Raw genomic sequence first — 17,182 nt, 5'->3', positions numbered from 1 at the left:
TTTATTGCATCCGCTTTTCTAATTGAAACTCCTCTGCAAGTAAGCGATAGCTTTTCAGTTTTGCGTTGAAATCAAAAATATTTGTTATGATTAAGAATTCGTCGGTACGATAGAGCTCACTTAACTCCTCTAGTCTTTTTCGAACATCATCTGGAGTCCCAATAATGCAACGTTTACGATTCTTTTGTATTTTTTCTAGTTCTCTTTGTGTGAATCGCTTTGATTTTACCTCTTTTATAGAAGGGATTCGTGTATCCTTGCCTGTCTCCACATTTAATAGCCACAAATCCTGGCTCAAGGCTAGAAGCTCTGCTTCCTTTTTCGTTTCCGCACAGACAACAAACACACACGCATTACTCATCGGTCTTTTTTGCCAGGAAGAGACTTTAAAATGTTCAAAATACGTTTCAATAGCTTTCTGACCATTGGTAGGATTGATAAAATGCCCAAACGTAAAACGTGTACTATTTTCTGCCGCTGTTTTAGCCCCTCTTTCAGATAACCCTAACACCCACAGACTTGGGTTGGTAATGGTTCTTGGGGTTGCTTTTACCCTTTTGAAATCGTGGCTTGCAGGTAACGAATCAGTTAAAAAACCTGATAAATCGGCTACTTGCCTTGGAAATTCATTTAAGCTTTTTTGAATATGGTCGGTTAACGCCAAACGAGTGGCATGGTTTCCACCCGGTGAGCGGCCAATTCCTAAATCAATGCGGTTCGGAAATAACGCCTCTAACACCTTGAAATTTTCTGCTACCTTTAACGGACTATATTGAGGAAGAAGCACTCCACCTGACCCTACTCGAATGTGATTGGTCATCGAGGCAATATGAGATATTAGAACCTCAGGCGATGTGCCGGCTAACCCCTTTGTATTGTGATGCTCGGCAACCCAAAAACGGGTGTATCCGAGTTTTTCAACATATTGGGCCAGTTCAACCGTGTGTTTCAAGGTTGTCGTTGCTGTATCCCCTTTAGATATTGGGGCTTGATCTAGGACACTCAGTTTCACTTCGATTCCCCTCTCATTAAACCTTCTTTTCTCTTTAAATCATCTATTTAATGTAAATGATCTGGATTATGCTGTTCACTTTGATCATTAATTTCTGAAAAAATATTGTGTTTGTTTTGGTCTGTTTGTTGATCGTACAGTTTCATGAGCCTTTTAAATTCCTTCACAGTTAATGGCTTAGCCTCGTCCATTAATTCATATCCAATCTGCCCGTTCGGTTCCAGTGTCGCTGTTTTGACATCCTTTATATCTGAAATTCCTTGCTGTCGTAACCGCATTTCCAATTGATCCACAGTGAATCGGAGTTTTCGCATCGTTGGAACATTAAGCTGTCCATTTTGAATAATCACTTTCGACTTGCCTGTTAAAAATTTTTCTAAGAAATTAAACCTTACTTGTAAGAACTCCATTAAAATTAGTGCTACAACAAAAATAGAGGAGGCCAAAATCGTTCGCAAAACACTCGTTTCCACAATAGGCTGTATAATAATGGAACCAATTGAAATCATTACAACTGTTTGTGCCAAAGTCATTTGTGATATAGATTTTCTTCCGGCCAGCCTTAACAATAATACACCTGCTATTACCATAATGATGGAGTTCCAAATTGTTGGTGTCAAACCATACCCCTCCAAATCTTAAACCTTTTGGCTTAGGTTTCCAATTTTAGAAGAGAATCATTCTACTTTATAATAAAAAGACAACTTGAAGTCTACATGCTTCAAGTTGTCTTGTTCTTTACATCTTAGACATAGGCAATGTGTCATGAATATAAATCGGTGCTGGCATTAAAAAGGCTTGTGGTCCATAGGCTGGTGGATTGGCCACATACCTAAATTGACCACGTCCATCGGGCGCTGGCCCTTGTGCCCAAGGTCCAGTAGAACTCTCTTCACCTCTTGAAAAATTATAAAAATCATAGGCAACAGCCTGCTTTTCCAATTCACTTGGGAAGGTAGTTGGAACCACAATGTCTTGTTCCCTCGTTTCAAGCTCATGTATGGCTGCTTTCCACTGATTTTGATGGGCCTTATCCCGAGCGATAAGGAAGGACAAAGTATCCTTAACCCCTGGGTCATCAGACATTTCATACAGCCGAACTACTTGTAGGCGTCCCTGTGACTCAGCATTTAGATTGGCTCTAAAGTCAGCCAATAGGTTGCCACTTGCAATCGTATATTTCGAGTTCCACGGATAGCCTTCACTATCGGTAGCCATCGCTCCTAGTCCCGATACGATCGCATGCTGTGGATTCATGCCTCCAAGAATAGCCTCCACAGCAGGGTCTTCAGCTGCCTTTTCTTGTTGGTCAACAGGTGCATTGTCTAACAAGCGAGCAATTAAAGTTGCGAGCATCTCTACGTGAGCAATTTCCTCAGTTCCAATATCAAGTAATAGATCACGATACTTTGGCTCTGCTCGGCAATTAAAGCCCTGGAATAAATACTGCATCATAACGGTGATTTCGCCATATTGTCCACCTAAAACTTCTTGTAGCTTTTTAGCATAAACGGGATCTGGACAAGAAGGCTTGGAATCATACTGTAATTCTTTAATATGATAAAACAATGTTAAAACCTCCTGCATGTATTCGTAACCAATCATTATAGGCATATGACAGAAGGCTCATTTTGGTGACAATTAACCAGTATAAACAAAAAAACTAAGGCAATTAACCACTACAGGTTTTGCCTTAGTTCTATTTGTTGATTATTCTCATTGCTACTTGTATTTAGTTACATAATACCTTAATAAACTCTTTCAAATATTCTGGTAAATCTGGTGGCCTTCTACTCGATACTAAATGGTCATCTACCACTACTGGTTCATTTACCCAAGTGGCACCTGCATTGAGCATATCGTCTTTGATTCCAGGTGTACTCGTTACCTTTTTACCCTGCAAAATACCAGCTGAAACTAATACCCAACCTGCATGACAGATTTGTCCGATCGGTTTTTTCATCTCGTTCATTGCTTGTATCAGCTTTAATACTTCATCATAGCGCCTTAATTTATCTGGTGACCAGCCCCCAGGGACTAATATGGCATCATAATCCTCTGCCTTTACATCTGTAAAGGTTATGTCCGATTCAACCGGGACACCATATTTCCCATGGTAGGTTTGATTTGCTTGTTCAGCTGCTATGTCGACTCTTGCCCCTTCCTCTCTAAGCCTTAAAACTGGATACCATAATTCTAAGTCTTCAAAGTCATGACTCACTAACTGGACGATCTTTTTTCCTTGTAATGTCACTCTTTTCCTCCTTACAATCTGTTGATGTTTGGCACTTTGGTAAACGAACGATAAAGGTTGTCCCTTTTCCTAGCTCACTATCCACCCTAATGTCGCCCTGATGATGGTCGATAATACGATAGGAAACCATTAGCCCAAGGCCTGTTCCTTTATCTTTCGTTGTATAAAAGGATTGTCCAATTTGAGATAGTTTATCCTTTGGAATACCGTTGCCTTCATCTATAACCTTAATAGAATAATGAAATTGCTCCTCTTCAACCTTTACGTACACGCTACTACATTTTTGTGATGCTTCGATAGCATTTTTTACTAGGTTCATAAAAACCTGTTTTAATTGTGATTCATTTCCCCACACAAAATATTCCTTGCCTGAGTAATTACATATGATTTGAACATTTTTCTTGTTCGCGTGGACCTCCATTAATAATATGACATCATCTAAAATTTTGGTGATACATCGTTTCTTTATATCCTCTTGGGGTTTGGCAAAAGACAGCATATTCATCGTCATAGCTTCCATTCTTTCTACCTCTGCACTTAAAATGGGAACATAATCCTTCATATCTATAGCCCCAGCCTTCATGAGCTGCAGAAACCCTTTAATAGAGGTGAGCGGATTTTTGATTTCATGTACAATGCCCGCACTGAGTTCCCCTACCATTGCTAGTTTCTCAGATTGCATCGCTAGTTTTTCTGCATGTATCTGCTTATCGATGTTTTTTGTATTTGATATGATATAACTCCTCGTTTGATCCTCAATAATATGTAATTCCGTCTCTACCCAAAGATACTTGTCCATTTTCTTCTTAATGCGAAACCGAACTGTTTTGGCTTCCTTTGAATATAAGAAGCTGCGGAAGCTATATTTTACTCTCGTTTGATCCTGTGGATGAATCAATTCACACGGTGAACGACCAATTAATTCATCAGTTTGATAACCAATTAGTTTATGTACAGATGGTGTTATATTTACGAACTGCCCATGTTCATCATGCTCGCAAATCAAGTTTTGCATGTTTTCACTTATGTATTGATGTCTTCTCTGCTCTAACTTGTTCTCGATACTGCCGTTCTCAATAAATTGTAAATAGGCATAAACTTGATCTTGGTTCGTCAACGGCATGACATAGGCTTGAACATTGATGGAGGTACCATCTTTTTTCTTGATGGTTAGATGATTGATGGTTTTAGTATGCTGGAGAACCAAAACCTGGTGAATGGTTTCTTTAATCATACTCAAATCATGAAATGAAAAAAAGTCATCCCATTTATCCTCATTGTGTTCATCGGTCCCAAACAATTGGTAACAAAAAGGGTTGGCATAAATAACTCCACCATCACCATAGACCATAATTGCTTGTAACGTATTATGAATGATTTGTTGAAAATCAAGTTTATGGTTTCTTGATGTCATTGATTAATACCCCTTTACGCTTAAACTATTTTTTAGATATAGGATTCTCCAGCCAGCATAAATATCATTTTATTTAATCCGCTATACTTTTACCCTTTTTTAGAAATCTTAAACCATTATAGGAAAATAAATGAAATGCTTTCTACTACTTAACATAAGATCCAATGAAAAAAGCCGCAGTAAGCGGCTTTTTTACAAGTCTTCTAATTCCATTTCCATAAATCGTTTCGTATTTGGCCCATAAATGCCGTCATTCGCTAGTTCTTGGTACATAGACTGAAATCTTTTAACAGCATCCTCGGTTAAAGAACCATATTTTCCATCTATATATTCAGGATCATAACCTAATCGTTTCAAAGCTCTTTGCACTTGTTTTACACTATTTCCCTCATCACCATTTTGTAAAACACCACGAGGTAATGGAAATTCATTTACAGGTCGATCACCATTATTGACTTCCTTCAATGTGCCAAGCGTCTGTGGGCCAACTAGGCCATCAACAGCCAAATTATAACGTTTTTGAAAACGCATAACGGCTCGTTCCGTTTCACTTCCAAACATACCGTCAGCGCCAAACTGAGGAAGTGAGAATCCAGCGCTGATTAAATCTCGCTGAATCTCCCTCACAAACGCACCTTCATCTCCCCTGCCTACTGGTAGTTGAACAGACGCTCCTTTGACAACGGGTTCTGGTAGGTCCTCTTCCCCTTGAAAATATTTACGATAGGCTTGATTAACATCATTTATAAAATCATTCCAGGATATTCCATAACGATTCATGGCATTTTGTGGATCTGATCGTCGAGATGGATCCAACGTGCTGTGTGCTACAATGTCACGTTTTGGATCTAAGCCGAACTGATCGACTAAATAGGCATGATACCATACATATCGATCATAGGATTCTTCAAAATTGATTCGTCCACCCCAGCATAGTTCAACTCCTATAGCCGCGTCGTTAGCATCTGCGCCGTAGCGGCTGTTGTCGCTTGATACGTTATACCGTACATGCCAGGCTTTTTCATCAAGAGGAATAATTTCTAAAATGTATTTGTCATCAATAAAGGTATGAGCTGATGCAGTTGGATTCGTGTTCTCAAAATAATTACGATTTCCGTATGCTGTTGAACCTGCATTCCCTGTATCATGACTTACAATAAATTCAATACCGTTATTTTTTTGACCAGACCTAGAGTTTCCAATCCCAATATAATCTCTCGTGATATTGTATTTCATTTTATTCACCTCATCTCAAACATCGTTTCATTCCCCCTATAAGCTAATATATTAAAGGGTATTGTCACATGTGCGAATAAAATGATATTACAAATTTATTACTGCTTATCACTTTGTATTTAGCGTTTTTTCCAAGGAACGAATATCTTCATCTAAGCCCATCAGCTTTTGCTCAGCCATGATTCGGGCATCTTGAATTCCTTGATTATAAAGAAAAGGCCCAAGTTCTTTCACAAAAAATTGATAGGCATTCTCTGCCGCCAGCTCACCAATTTCCTCCCCACGTTCTTCTAAAAAAAACTGTTGAATTCGGCTAATCATCAATTGCTTCTGTTCACTGGTTATCTTGATATGGAACACTCCTTTCTAGTTTATTGTAGCAAAAAAGTCTAGATCCTCCTTTAGGTGATCTAGACTTTCAAATGCAGTAATATTATAAATGATCATTTATTTTAAAGCCTGGTCAAGGTCTTCAATTAAATCCTCTGCATCCTCTAAGCCTACAGAGATACGAACCAGGCCGTCTGTAATGCCTAGTTCCTCTCTTCTATCCCTTGGAATCGATGCATGTGTCATTTTAGCCGGCACGGAAATCAAGCTCTCTACCGCTCCAAGGCTCTCAGCTAGTGTGAAGTATTGAATGCGGCTTAATAACTGGTCTGCCTTTTCACTACTTCCGACATCAAAGGATAGCATGCCTCCGAATCCAGTGGCTTGAGAGGTATGTGTGTCGTGGCCTCGATGGCTCTTTAGTCCTGGGTAGTAAATGTTTGTTACTACAGGGTGCTCCTGTAAAAAGTCAACCACCCGTCGAGTATTTTCCTCTATTTCTTCCATTCTCACCCCAAGTGTTTTGATACCGCGAATAAGAAGATAGGAATCTTGAGGCCCTAAAATGCCACCCACAGAGTTTTGAATAAAGTGGAGGTCTTCGCCTAGCTGCTCGGAATTAACTACAACTAAACCGGCCACTACATCACTATGACCTCCTAAATATTTCGTTGCACTATGCAAGACAATATCAGCACCTGAGTCAATCGGTGTTTGCCAATATGGCGTGCTAAATGTGTTATCTACTATCATATATAAACCCTGTTCTTTAGCTAACTCTGAGACCTTTTTTAAGTCGGTAATTTTCAAAAGTGGATTGGTAGGTGACTCTATATAAATAGCTTTTGTATTTGGTTTTATCGCTTTTTTCACTTCATCAATAGAGCTTGTATCCACAAAGGTGAATTCAATATTAAATTTGTTTAATACCTTAGAAACGACACGGTACGTACCCCCGTATACATCGTCTGTCATGATTACATGGTCTCCAGCAGAAAAGAGCATAAAGACTGAAGTTATGGCAGCCATTCCAGAGCCAAATGCAAAGCCACGCTTTCCACCTTCAAGATCCTTGATTAATTCTTCTAGAGCGTGGCGAGTTGGATTCCCTGTTCTAGAATACTCATAACCTTTATGATTACCAACAGACTCTTGCTCATAGGTACTAACTTGATAAATCGGAACGTTTACCGCTCCCGTTTGTTCATCACCTGTAACTCCTCCGTGAATCAGCTTTGTTTTCTTACGCAAAGCGATCCCCTCCTTCTACTTAGCATATTGATATATCCCTGTACTCATATAACGTTCACTACTATCTGGAAATACGGTTACAATGTTGGTTCCTGGTTTGGCTATTGCTGCTTCTCTTAAACAGGCCTCAAATGCTGAACCAGAAGAACTTCCTACTAACAAGCCAACTTTAGCTGACAGGTCTTTGACTCTTTGAAAAGCTGCTTGATCTGTAATGGTATGAATGGCATCAAAATAATTCGTATCCATATAGTTAGGTAAAAATTCCATTCCAATGCCTTCTGTGTCATGAGGACCTGCCTCGCCACCGTTTAAAATAGAGCCCTCAGGTTCAACAATCACGGTTTTCACCTTTGGATTGTTTTCCTTTAAATACTTAGCTGTACCCATAAAGGTTCCACCAGTTCCACCACCTGCAACAAAGACATCGATATTTCCATCCAATTGCTGTTCAATTTCAGGACCCAGCGTTTCATAATACGTTTCCGGATTATGATGGTTGGAAAATTGTTGAGGTGAATAGGCCCCTTTAATTTCCGATAAAAGTTCGTTTGTTTTATCGATGGCACCTTTCATCCCATCCGCCGTCGGAGTGTTCACCACGGTCGCTCCAAGTGCCTTCATCAGCTCTTGCTTCTCAACACTAAACTTCTCCGGAACGACAAACATAACATGAATTCCGGTTCCAATCGCAGCTAGTGCGATGCCAATCCCTGTATTCCCTGCAGTAGGCTCAATAATGGTGCCACCCTCCTGGAGTTGGCCGCTCTGCAATGCTTCTTGAATCAGCTTTTTTCCTAGGCGATCTTTAATGCTGCCGCCGGGATTAAAATACTCTAGCTTCGCAAATATACGAACCTCTTTTGGCAGTTCAAACTGGTGGATTTCGATAAGAGGCGTATGTCCAATCAACTGCTGTACATTCCGTACATATTCCATCACGTTTCACCCTTTATTAAGCAAAAACTTCTGTCCACTCATCCTTTTTCGCTAGCATTTTTTTCGCTAGCTCTTGAGCACCCTCTAAACTGTGACTGGCTGCCCAACCACATTGCACCTCATTACAAGCTGGTACTTCTGTTGCTTCAAGTACGTCCTGTAATGTTTTTTCTAATAAATCCAAAACATTTTCATAGCTGTCATCATTTAACAACGCTAAATAAAAGCCTGTTTGACATCCCATTGGACCTACATCCACCACACGATCATGATGGTTACGGCTAAATTCAGCCATCATGTGCTCTAAAGAATGAAGAGCAGGCATCTCCATATGATCCTGGTTCGGTTGGCAGAAACGAAGGTCATATTTATAGATCGTGTCACCACTTGTTCCTTCTGTTTTTCCTGCTAAGCGTACATACGGTGCTTTTACCTTGGTATGGTCTAAATTAAAGCTTTCTACGTTCATTTTACTCATGTAACATCCCTACCTTTTCGTTACTGTTTCTTGGCATAAAGTAGCCAGACAAACTCATTCATTTGGATGAAATCAACGGAAAAATCATGTTGCTCTAACATAGCCTCTAACGTTGGAATGGTCGTATAATATTCGGTTTTTAAATCATGAGCTAAGTGAAGGAAGTGGGCATCTTCTGCCTGTTTTATCATATCAAATTTCGACTCCTGATTTAAAAAGATAGTATCCGCAAACACAATTTTTCCGCCTTTTTCAAGAAGACGAGCATATTTCGCAATCGCCTCCTCCTTCTCATCATCGGTTAAATGATGGAAGGCATAGGAGCTGACTACGCCGTCCACAGGATGACCATTTAGAGGGAAGTTAAGGAAGTCACCATCGACAACCTGTACGTTGGGCACCTTCTCTTTCGCCTTTTCACGCATCATCGGGGAAGGCTCTACTCCAGTTACTTGACACCCATGTTCCAATAGCTTTGCTGTCAGATTACCTGTACCGACACCAAATTCTATGACATGTCCTTCCACGCTTTGGGCAACTCGTTCTAATATTGCATCATATTGCTCAAAAACCTTTTTATATTCAATGTCCTGACCACTTACCGTCTCGTCATAAGAATCAGACCATTCATTAAATAAATCGACAAACTCTCTTCCCATTTGCTCACCCCTTTATAAATCATATAATCCTTATTGGTATAGTATGATTTATAATGACTTGTGTTCATTGTAACATAGATTTGGGTCCTGTTGAGAAGAGTTTTTGAGTGGAAATTTTGGCCAATAAAAAAAGAGGTGTTATGTGGTGAACACCTCTTTCCTACTCTTTCCTTATTGTGTGCCGTTTTTTACCCATTGGGCTACTTGTAAGGTTCGTTTTGCCTGATGCTTCACTGCACCCTGCACATCCTCAATCATATTGCCATCCTGATCAACCGATACACTTGTACCGTATGGGTTTCCACCTGCACCGAATAAAACAGGATCTGTATAACCTGGACTAACTACAATCGCTCCCCAGTGATACATCGATGTATATAGGGAAAGGATGGTTTCTTCTTGTCCACCATGTGGGTTTTGAGCTGATGTCATCGCACTAACCACTTTATTGACCGTTTTGCCGTTAGCCCAAAGTCCACCAGCTGTGTCTAAAAATTGCTTCATTTGTGCTGGCAAATTCCCAAAACGAGTTGGTGCACTAAAAATAATAGCATCAGCCCATTCAATATCGTCTAATTTTGCTTCTGGTACATCCTTCGTTGCCTCTACATGGGCTTTCCAGGCGGGATTGGATTCAATCGCCTCCTTAGGCGCTAACTCTGGTACCTTGACAACTTTGGTCTCAGCCCCACTTTCACTTGCACCTTCACTCGCCCATCGCGCTAGCTGATAGTTTGTTCCAGACGAGCTGTAGTAGATAATTGCTAATTTTACATCTGCCATAAAAATCTCCTTTCTCAGATAAAAAACTATGTACCTCCTTCATAGCGTTGTACTATTCAAGAAAAAATATCCATGGAAAAATGAAAAAAATCCCTCTTTCTCTCAGAGGGATTTTACTCATTTAAGGCTATCTTCAAGTTTTCTAGATTCTGATTCATTAAACTAAAATAATCCTCATCTTGTTCAGTTTCTTCATGTGTACGAACAGATAGGTTATGAATAGTCAAAGCCTCAGCTCCGACCTCTTGTTTCACAAGTTCTCCAATATTTGAGGAAGTATTTTGCTCAAATAAAATGTGCCGGATATTAAGCTCCTCTATTTGATTGATAACTTTTTTTATTTCCTTTTGTGATAGTTCTCCAGATTGATTCATACCAGACAAACCAATTTGCTCTATTCCATATGCTTCCTCCCAATAGCCATAGGCTTCATGGGAAACTACAATTTGCTTGCTTTTTGCCTGATTAATAACCTCATGGAAGGATGAATCTAATTCTTCAAGGTCGTTCTCTAAATCTTTAAAATTTTGCTCAAATAAATCCTTCGATTCAGGCTTTAAACGAACTAGTGCATCCTTAATATTTTCAGCCATCCGAATAGATCGGATTGGATCTAACCAAACATGGGGATCCACATCATGACTGTGACCATGTGCATCATCCTGTTCATCATCACCATGTTCAACACTAGCATTAACAGGATGCGCTTTCCCCTCCTCATGTTCATGATGCATTGCCTCTAATCCTTTTGATGCTTCTAAAATGGATACATTCTCTGTCTCGATGGCATCAGAAATTTGATCCGCATAAGTTTCAAGATTGTCTCCACTATAAATAAACGCATCACCCTTAGCGATTTCAACAATCATTTTAGTTGTAGGTTCATAGGTATGGGGGTCTGTTCCTGCTGTAATAATATTGTGAACCTCTACATGCTCCCCACCGATTTTGGTCACGAAATCTTCAATTGGAAATAATGTTGTATATATATTTAAAGTATCATCATTATGTGTTTCATTACTATTGCTTTCTCCATTGCAGGCCGTTAGTAAAAAAACAATCACAATCAATGTCACTACATATCCGATAGTCTTTTTCATGATTGTCTCTCCTCTCATCTCAACAATTCCAAAACATATTATATAGTAATCATTACGATTTGTAAACTGTAATTATTACTATTTGTTGAGGAGCAGTAAAAAAACAGGGAATCCTTCTCCCCTGTTTCTAATTACATTCTGGGCAAGTTCCATAAACTTCAAACTTGTGATTTTGAATCATATAGCCTGGTAATGAATCATCGACCTGCTGAATAGGACAAACCTCAATCGGCTTCGTCTTCCCACATTGAGTACATATAAAGTGATGATGGTGCCCATCCGTTTCACAATGAAGACGAAAAAGCTGCTCTCCATTCAGGTTAGTGGATTCCAAAATATTCAAATCTACCAACGTATATAAGTTCCGATAAACCGTATTATAGCTCGCACTAGGAAAATCGTCCTGAAACTCCACTAATATATCTTTAACTGGAAAGTATTGATCTTTATCTTTCCCCTGAAAAATTTCAATCAGCTTTTCCCGCTGCTTCGTTTGTTTATAGCCATTTTCTTTTAATATATCTAAAGCTTTTCTAGCATTCAATACTCTCAGTCCTTTATCATTAAATGCTTTTCTCCTATTATAATCGATTTAAGTGGATATGTACATATGGGAGGGTTGGCTGGTAGCTAGGTGGTATGAAGTGGATGCTGAAGATGTGCTACTCTATGCTGAAGTATTGTGCTGATTTGCTAAAGATTCACGCCCAATGCTGAAGTTTAGTGCAAATCCTAAAGTTCTACAGGGTTATGCTAAGGTTTACGGTGCCTTTGCTGTAATACCAATTTTTTATACTAAAGTTCTCACTCTTTATGCTGAACACGCACACCATGCTAAATATGTGCCCCGCCATGATAAACATCCAGCTCCAAATGCTGAACAACTCCCACCAAAAAATTTTACGATTATTTCCACCCCATCCGAGTAATGCTAAACATGGAAGCAAACGAAATCACTATAGAAATGAGGGAAATAAAATGGCTAACAACCAAAACGACAAAAAACCACAAACAAATATTGAACATGATGACACCCTCACAACTCGCCAAGGTCATCCTGTGACAAATAATCAGGATATTCGGACCGTTGGCAATCGGGGGCCATCAACACTTGAAAATTACGATTTTATTGAGAAAATTAGTCACTTTGACCGCGAAAAGGTGCCTGAACGAATTGTTCATGCACGCGGGGCTGGTGCACATGGTTATTTTGAAACCTATGGCACAGTTGGAGATGAGCCTGTATCCAAGTATACGCGTGCGAAGGTATTTCAGGAAAAGGGTAAGCAAACTCCTGTATTTGTCCGATTTTCGACTGTTGTTCATGGCAACCACTCACCTGAAACCGTCCGTGACCCACGTGGATTTGCGGTTAAATTCTACACAGAGGATGGAAATTGGGATTTAGTTGGGAATAATCTCAAAATCTTTTTTATCAGAGATGCGATGAAATTCCCTGATATGATCCACGCATTCCGTCCAGACCCAGTCACAAATTACCAGGATAGTCAACGTTTCTTTGATTTTTGTGCCAATTCACCTGAGACTTTCCATATGGTGACTTTTGTGTATTCTCCTTGGGGGATTCCTGCCAATTACCGCCAAATGCAGGGTTCTGGCGTGAATACATACAAGTGGGTGAATCAAGATGGGAAAGCAGTCTTAATCAAATATCACTGGGAACCGAAGCAGGGGATTAAAAACTTAACTGTTAAGGAAGCAGAAGAAATCCAAGGAAAAAACTTTAACCATGCAACTCAAGATTTATACGAAGCAATTGAAAATGGCGACTACCCTGAATGGGAGCTATTTGTTCAGATTATGGAGGATGGGCCACACCCTGAGCTTGATTTCGATCCACTTGATGACACCAAACTGTGGCCTGAGGATCAATTCCCTTGGCTTCCTGTTGGGAAAATGGTGTTGAACAAAAATCCAGAAAACTATCATACAGAAGTGGAACAGGCTGCATTTGGAACAGGTGTACTTGTAGATGGATTAGACTTTTCTGATGATAAAATGCTGCAAGGACGCACCTTTTCCTATTCGGATACCCAGCGTTACCGTGTCGGAGCCAATTATTTACAGCTACCAATCAATAAAGCGAAAAAACGAGTGGCAACCAACCAGGAAGGCGGCCAGCTTCGATATGAAAATGATAAAGCACCTGGGCAAAACCCACATGTCAATTACGAGCCGTCATCTTTAGGTGGATTAAAGGAAGCGGAACAGGTTGGCAAGGAGCATACGCCAAAGGTTGAAGGAGAATTAGTTCGCGAGCCAATTGACCGTCAAAGCAATACGAAACAAGCTGGTGAAACCTATCGCTGGTTCGAGGACTGGGAAAAAGATGAGCTCATTAACAACCTTGTCGGCGACCTATCCCAGTGTGATCAATCCATCCAGCATAAAATGATAGCTCTAGCTGAAGAGGCAGATGAGGAATATGGGCGCAGGCTTCGAGAAGGCTTGGCGAATGCATCTAAGGATGGCTCAAGTATGAATACACTCGGTAATAAAGATGCTGAGAAAGCTCCTAAACAAGCAGAAGATGAGGGTCATGACTCCAGACCTTACTAAATCCATTGCCCCTTTTTCACCGCAAAAAGGGGCATTTTCTATCTAACTGTGAGTCAAATCATTTACTCTTTTCACTCAAACACATACAATGGTACAGGATATGATTATATACAATGAAAAAGGAGCATTTTACGCATGATTCAAGAGCAATTGCCTACCGAAATTCAAGAATATCTTGAAAAACAATCAGATTATCAAAATGACTTCGAGCATTTATATACCAAAGATGGTTTTATTGAAACAGAAGGACTTATTCATAAGACTGTCATCTCCTATTACATGGGGAAAAACATTTTGCTAAAAGGACCCACAGGAAGCGGAAAAACCAAGCTTGCGGAAACCATTTCAGCCATCTACCAAAAGCCAATGCACAGCATTAACTGCTCCGTTGACTTGGATGCAGAAAGCTTACTAGGCTTCAAGACCATTCGTGAGCAGGATGGGAAATCTGTGATTGAATTTGTGGAGGGCCCCGTCGTTCAAGCGATGAAAAACGGCCACACCTTATATATTGATGAAATTAATATGGCACGGCCTGAAACTCTACCAATATTAAATGGGGTACTAGATTACCGAAAAACCATCACCAATCCCTTTACAAACGAGGTGATTAAAGCGCACAAGGATTTTCGTGTGATTTCTGCCATTAATGAGGGCTACATTGGAACGACACCATTAAACGAGGCGCTTAAAAACCGATTTGTCATTTTCCAGGTTTCTTATCTTACTGGTGATCAGCTAAAAGAAGTCATCAGAGCGCAAACCAAGCTTACTGACAACCAAACGATTGAATATATGGCTAAATTGGCGGATGAACTCATTGAGGAGACGAAAAAAGGAAAGGTATCTGAGGAAGCAGCCTCCACTCGTGCACTTCTCGATGCTTGTGACCTTGCTGTTTATCTTACACCTCTAACCGCCATTGAGCATGCCATTTCAGAGAAATTAGATGATGAACGAGAGAAAAGCTTTGTGATGAACCTAGCTGAAACCTATTTTAAGGAATGATTAAGCATGAGTTTTATTGAAAAAGAAATGAACTATTTCATGTTTATGCAGCTAAGAGACTTAGCCTTCTCCTTTATGAAAAAGGAAGTCGATATTCAATATAACCAGGTCTCTTTCTTGGATATTCATGCACCGAAGATTACAATCAGTAGCTTTTGGGAAAACCGGACAACCAAGCATCATTTAGGCGAAAAAACCGATATCTACTTACGAGCCCTTGGTAATTATACCTATAGTGATCGAAATGCACTACTCACCTTTGTAAAGCAAATCGAAAAAAATCGTCTCCCTTCCTTTATGAAACAGCTCGTAAGTTTGTTGGAGGATTTGCGGTTGGAGGAAAAAATTCAATCCCTAAGGCCTGGTACCTCTAAAGCATTTGACTTTAGAAGAAAACAATATGCGGATTTTTTCCAGGATCAATTAAAGGTGAATCGTACGCGCAGCTTTGATGGAGACATTCTCTTTTCCTTTCTTGCTTTAAGTCTTCTAGAAGGGATGGAATTTAAGGTAGAAACTGTTTTGGAAATCCCTGAAGAGACGATGAATCAAGTAAAGGTGAAACTCTTTACCGCCTATGAATGTAAGCATACGAGCGAGGTCATTGACCTAAGCTGGGGTATTTATCACTTGGTCAGCGACTATGTCAAAATGGATATGATTAATCCCTATTTCACGCTGCCAAAAATAAAAGTAAACCGAGCCAAAGAGATGGAGGAGGATGAATCATTTGATGAAACCCTTCCAACGTGGAGTCGGAAGCGGAAAAAGGAGACCGAGGAAACCTTTATGCAGTTTGACGATGTCGATGGGGAGCATCAGGATATGAAGTTTTCCGAAACCCCTCGTGAAAGTGAATCAACAGATCAGGTGATGGCATCTGTTCAAGGTCAATCCCAGCAGACAGACTTTAATGATCATTCTGAGGCATCCAGTGAGAAGATTGATTCAGAGGATGAGGACGGATTTAATAAAGGGAAAGCCAATCGCTTTGCAGTTGCGATTGAACAGGAGCTAGAGGCGATTACCGCATCCAACCGAGATGCCTTTGAAGACTTTAAACAAAAAACGTTATTGGAAAAGAAAAAGCTCGTCAAATTATTAACTGATTTATTAGAGCGAAAGCGAGAAAACAACTTTAGACGTTTGCATTATGGAAAATTAGATAAAAAGCTTGTGCGCTTTTTTACTCAAGACAATCCTAAAATGTTTGTGAAAAAGGACGACGACGACCACTTTGATTGTTCCTTTACACTGCTTGTAGACTGCTCCTCATCGATGATGAATAAGATGGAAAAAACGAAAGAAACGATGGTGCTCTTTCATGAAACGTTGAGGCAAATGGATATTCCCCACTCGGTTATTGGTTTTTGGGAGGATGGCATGGATAGTGATGAGACCTATCAGCCGAACTATTTTCATGAAGTCATTTCCTTTGAAAATAGCTTGCAAAGTAAAGTGGGACCACATCTCATGCAGCTACAACCAGAAGAAGATAACCGGGATGGTTTTGCCATCCGTTATGTAGCCGAAAAGCTGACGAAACAAATAGCTCAGCATAAATTTTTATTAGTCCTAACAGATGGAAAGCCAGCCGCCTTTGATTATTTTCAAAACGGCGTAATGGATACGAAACAAGCCATTCAAGAGGTTGAGAAAAAAGGGATTCATACGATTGGGATTCAAATGGACAGTCAGGAAGAGCAACAGGAAAAAATCATGGAATCCATGTATAACAATCACTATTTAATAGTGGATCAGCTTGAGGAATTACCTGCCCAATTTGCAAGCGTTCTGAAAAAGCTGATTATGATTGCCTCTTAATGAAGGTTCATTATGTTCATCAATTGATTGATATCCTGATGCAGACTTTCAGTATCCTGTCCATTCAGTCTTACAGGTAATTGATCATTAACCGTTATGATACAGTCCTCGCTTAGTTCTAGCTGCTTTGATAGATACTGATACATGGCCTGGAGTTGATTTGGATGTAGAACAGATTGTGTATCTAAATTTTTAATTTGGGTGATGACAAACTCCTTTTCACCTGAAAGCTCGCCTTTCACCATATTGCCATGAAAATGTTCCATGCTTTAACCACCTTTTACTGGAACGGGAAATCCGATATGGATTTCCCG

At 39.9% G+C, this 17,182-nt stretch carries 19 protein-coding genes and 1 pseudogene; 4 read left to right on the top strand and 16 right to left on the bottom strand.

All coding sequences use genetic code 11. The annotated features are described in order from the left end of the window. Position 1: 1 nt before the first annotated feature. The 15 genes and pseudogenes from GH754_RS05705 to GH754_RS05640 all read right to left on the bottom strand — a co-directional run bounded on the left by GH754_RS05705 (position 2) and on the right by GH754_RS05640 (position 12,000). Positions 2-1,012, bottom strand: coding sequence for an LLM class flavin-dependent oxidoreductase (locus GH754_RS05705; protein ID WP_323741873.1), 1,011 nt, complete (start codon positions 1,010-1,012; stop codon positions 2-4). A gap of 47 nt (positions 1,013-1,059) precedes the next feature. Further along, on the bottom strand, positions 1,060-1,602 hold the full coding sequence (locus tag GH754_RS05700; RefSeq protein ID WP_153728080.1) for a DUF421 domain-containing protein: 543 nt from the start codon (positions 1,600-1,602) through the stop codon (positions 1,060-1,062). 148 nt (positions 1,603-1,750) lie between these two features. After that, the gene (locus tag GH754_RS05695; protein WP_153727779.1) at positions 1,751-2,581 is read right to left on the bottom strand and encodes a manganese catalase family protein; all 831 of its coding nucleotides are present in this window, start codon (positions 2,579-2,581) and stop codon (positions 1,751-1,753) included. A 163-nt stretch (positions 2,582-2,744) separates the two neighbouring features. Further along, positions 2,745-3,266, bottom strand: coding sequence for a type 1 glutamine amidotransferase domain-containing protein (locus tag GH754_RS05690; RefSeq protein ID WP_323741872.1), 522 nt, complete (start codon positions 3,264-3,266; stop codon positions 2,745-2,747). Further along, positions 3,223-4,680: an ATP-binding protein gene (locus tag GH754_RS05685; RefSeq protein WP_153727778.1), complete on the bottom strand. Its 1,458-nt coding sequence runs from the start codon at positions 4,678-4,680 to the stop codon at positions 3,223-3,225. The genes GH754_RS05690 and GH754_RS05685 overlap by 44 nt, the downstream gene beginning before the upstream one ends. A gap of 192 nt (positions 4,681-4,872) precedes the next feature. After that, the gene (locus GH754_RS19935; RefSeq protein ID WP_323741896.1) at positions 4,873-5,307 is read right to left on the bottom strand and encodes a peptidoglycan-binding domain-containing protein; all 435 of its coding nucleotides are present in this window, start codon (positions 5,305-5,307) and stop codon (positions 4,873-4,875) included. A 96-nt stretch (positions 5,308-5,403) separates the two neighbouring features. Beyond that, positions 5,404-5,916: pseudogene (locus GH754_RS19585) on the bottom strand (peptidoglycan recognition protein family protein); the annotation flags it as partial. Between the two features lie 108 nt (positions 5,917-6,024). Next, positions 6,025-6,276 carry a DUF2164 domain-containing protein gene (locus GH754_RS05675; protein ID WP_323741871.1) on the bottom strand — a complete coding sequence of 84 codons (252 nt, stop codon included), beginning with the start codon at positions 6,274-6,276 and terminating at the stop codon, positions 6,025-6,027. A gap of 87 nt (positions 6,277-6,363) precedes the next feature. Continuing rightward, positions 6,364-7,497 (bottom strand): bifunctional cystathionine gamma-lyase/homocysteine desulfhydrase, encoded by a 1,134-nt coding sequence (locus GH754_RS05670; RefSeq protein WP_153727776.1) that lies wholly within the window; start codon positions 7,495-7,497, stop codon positions 6,364-6,366. A gap of 15 nt (positions 7,498-7,512) precedes the next feature. Next, positions 7,513-8,436 carry a PLP-dependent cysteine synthase family protein gene (locus GH754_RS05665; protein WP_153727775.1) on the bottom strand — a complete coding sequence of 308 codons (924 nt, stop codon included), beginning with the start codon at positions 8,434-8,436 and terminating at the stop codon, positions 7,513-7,515. Positions 8,437-8,452: 16 nt separating this feature from the next. Further along, entirely contained in the window at positions 8,453-8,914 is a 462-nt protein-coding gene (locus GH754_RS05660) for an S-ribosylhomocysteine lyase (protein ID WP_153727774.1), read from the bottom strand. 20 nt (positions 8,915-8,934) lie between these two features. Next, positions 8,935-9,573 (bottom strand): class I SAM-dependent methyltransferase, encoded by a 639-nt coding sequence (locus GH754_RS05655; protein ID WP_153727773.1) that lies wholly within the window; start codon positions 9,571-9,573, stop codon positions 8,935-8,937. A 171-nt stretch (positions 9,574-9,744) separates the two neighbouring features. Continuing rightward, the gene (wrbA, locus tag GH754_RS05650) at positions 9,745-10,356 is read right to left on the bottom strand and encodes an NAD(P)H:quinone oxidoreductase (RefSeq protein WP_153727772.1); all 612 of its coding nucleotides are present in this window, start codon (positions 10,354-10,356) and stop codon (positions 9,745-9,747) included. Between the two features lie 113 nt (positions 10,357-10,469). Beyond that, positions 10,470-11,456: a metal ABC transporter solute-binding protein, Zn/Mn family gene (locus GH754_RS05645; protein WP_153727771.1), complete on the bottom strand. Its 987-nt coding sequence runs from the start codon at positions 11,454-11,456 to the stop codon at positions 10,470-10,472. A gap of 127 nt (positions 11,457-11,583) precedes the next feature. After that, a complete protein-coding gene (locus GH754_RS05640) occupies positions 11,584-12,000 on the bottom strand; it encodes a Fur family transcriptional regulator (RefSeq protein ID WP_153727770.1) in 417 nt (138 codons plus the stop codon). 166 nt (positions 12,001-12,166) lie between these two features. Between GH754_RS05640 and GH754_RS05635 the strand changes: the two genes are divergently transcribed. The 4 genes from GH754_RS05635 (at position 12,167) to GH754_RS05620 (ending at position 16,868) form a co-directional block, all read left to right on the top strand. Further along, entirely contained in the window at positions 12,167-12,385 is a 219-nt protein-coding gene (locus tag GH754_RS05635) for a hypothetical protein (protein WP_153727769.1), read from the top strand. 49 nt (positions 12,386-12,434) lie between these two features. Then, on the top strand, positions 12,435-14,036 hold the full coding sequence (locus tag GH754_RS05630; protein WP_153727768.1) for a catalase: 1,602 nt from the start codon (positions 12,435-12,437) through the stop codon (positions 14,034-14,036). A gap of 135 nt (positions 14,037-14,171) precedes the next feature. Beyond that, positions 14,172-15,044 carry an AAA family ATPase gene (locus GH754_RS05625; RefSeq protein WP_153727767.1) on the top strand — a complete coding sequence of 291 codons (873 nt, stop codon included), beginning with the start codon at positions 14,172-14,174 and terminating at the stop codon, positions 15,042-15,044. 6 nt (positions 15,045-15,050) lie between these two features. Continuing rightward, positions 15,051-16,868 carry a vWA domain-containing protein gene (locus GH754_RS05620; protein WP_153727766.1) on the top strand — a complete coding sequence of 606 codons (1,818 nt, stop codon included), beginning with the start codon at positions 15,051-15,053 and terminating at the stop codon, positions 16,866-16,868. Here the strand turns inward: GH754_RS05620 and GH754_RS05615 are convergent. Further along, positions 16,865-17,134: a hypothetical protein gene (locus tag GH754_RS05615; RefSeq protein WP_153727765.1), complete on the bottom strand. Its 270-nt coding sequence runs from the start codon at positions 17,132-17,134 to the stop codon at positions 16,865-16,867. The two genes, GH754_RS05620 and GH754_RS05615, sit on opposite strands and share 4 nt — an antisense overlap. Between the last annotated feature and the right edge of the window lie 48 nt (positions 17,135-17,182).

The organism is Salinibacillus xinjiangensis (assembly GCF_009649735.1).
In the GTDB taxonomy this organism is placed as follows: Bacteria; Bacillota; Bacilli; order Bacillales; family Alkalibacillaceae; genus Salinibacillus; species Salinibacillus xinjiangensis.
The sequence above is the reverse complement of the archived record's forward strand: the minus strand, read 5'-3'. Positions and strand labels throughout refer to the sequence as shown.

Coding starts and splice junctions, on each gene's coding strand:
- GH754_RS05665 (WP_153727775.1), bottom strand. CDS start 8,436: ATGGAATATGTACGGAATGTACAGCAGTTGATTGGACATACGCCTCTT.
- GH754_RS05620 (WP_153727766.1), top strand. CDS start 15,051: ATGAGTTTTATTGAAAAAGAAATGAACTATTTCATGTTTATGCAGCTA.
- GH754_RS05615 (WP_153727765.1), bottom strand. CDS start 17,134: ATGGAACATTTTCATGGCAATATGGTGAAAGGCGAGCTTTCAGGTGAA.
- GH754_RS05700 (WP_153728080.1), bottom strand. CDS start 1,602: ATGGTAATAGCAGGTGTATTATTGTTAAGGCTGGCCGGAAGAAAATCT.
- GH754_RS05625 (WP_153727767.1), top strand. CDS start 14,172: ATGATTCAAGAGCAATTGCCTACCGAAATTCAAGAATATCTTGAAAAA.
- GH754_RS05685 (WP_153727778.1), bottom strand. CDS start 4,680: ATGACATCAAGAAACCATAAACTTGATTTTCAACAAATCATTCATAAT.
- GH754_RS05655 (WP_153727773.1), bottom strand. CDS start 9,573: ATGGGAAGAGAGTTTGTCGATTTATTTAATGAATGGTCTGATTCTTAT.
- wrbA (WP_153727772.1), bottom strand. CDS start 10,356: ATGGCAGATGTAAAATTAGCAATTATCTACTACAGCTCGTCTGGAACA.
- GH754_RS05630 (WP_153727768.1), top strand. CDS start 12,435: ATGGCTAACAACCAAAACGACAAAAAACCACAAACAAATATTGAACAT.
- GH754_RS05635 (WP_153727769.1), top strand. CDS start 12,167: ATGCTGAAGTTTAGTGCAAATCCTAAAGTTCTACAGGGTTATGCTAAG.
- GH754_RS05645 (WP_153727771.1), bottom strand. CDS start 11,456: ATGAAAAAGACTATCGGATATGTAGTGACATTGATTGTGATTGTTTTT.
- GH754_RS05660 (WP_153727774.1), bottom strand. CDS start 8,914: ATGAGTAAAATGAACGTAGAAAGCTTTAATTTAGACCATACCAAGGTA.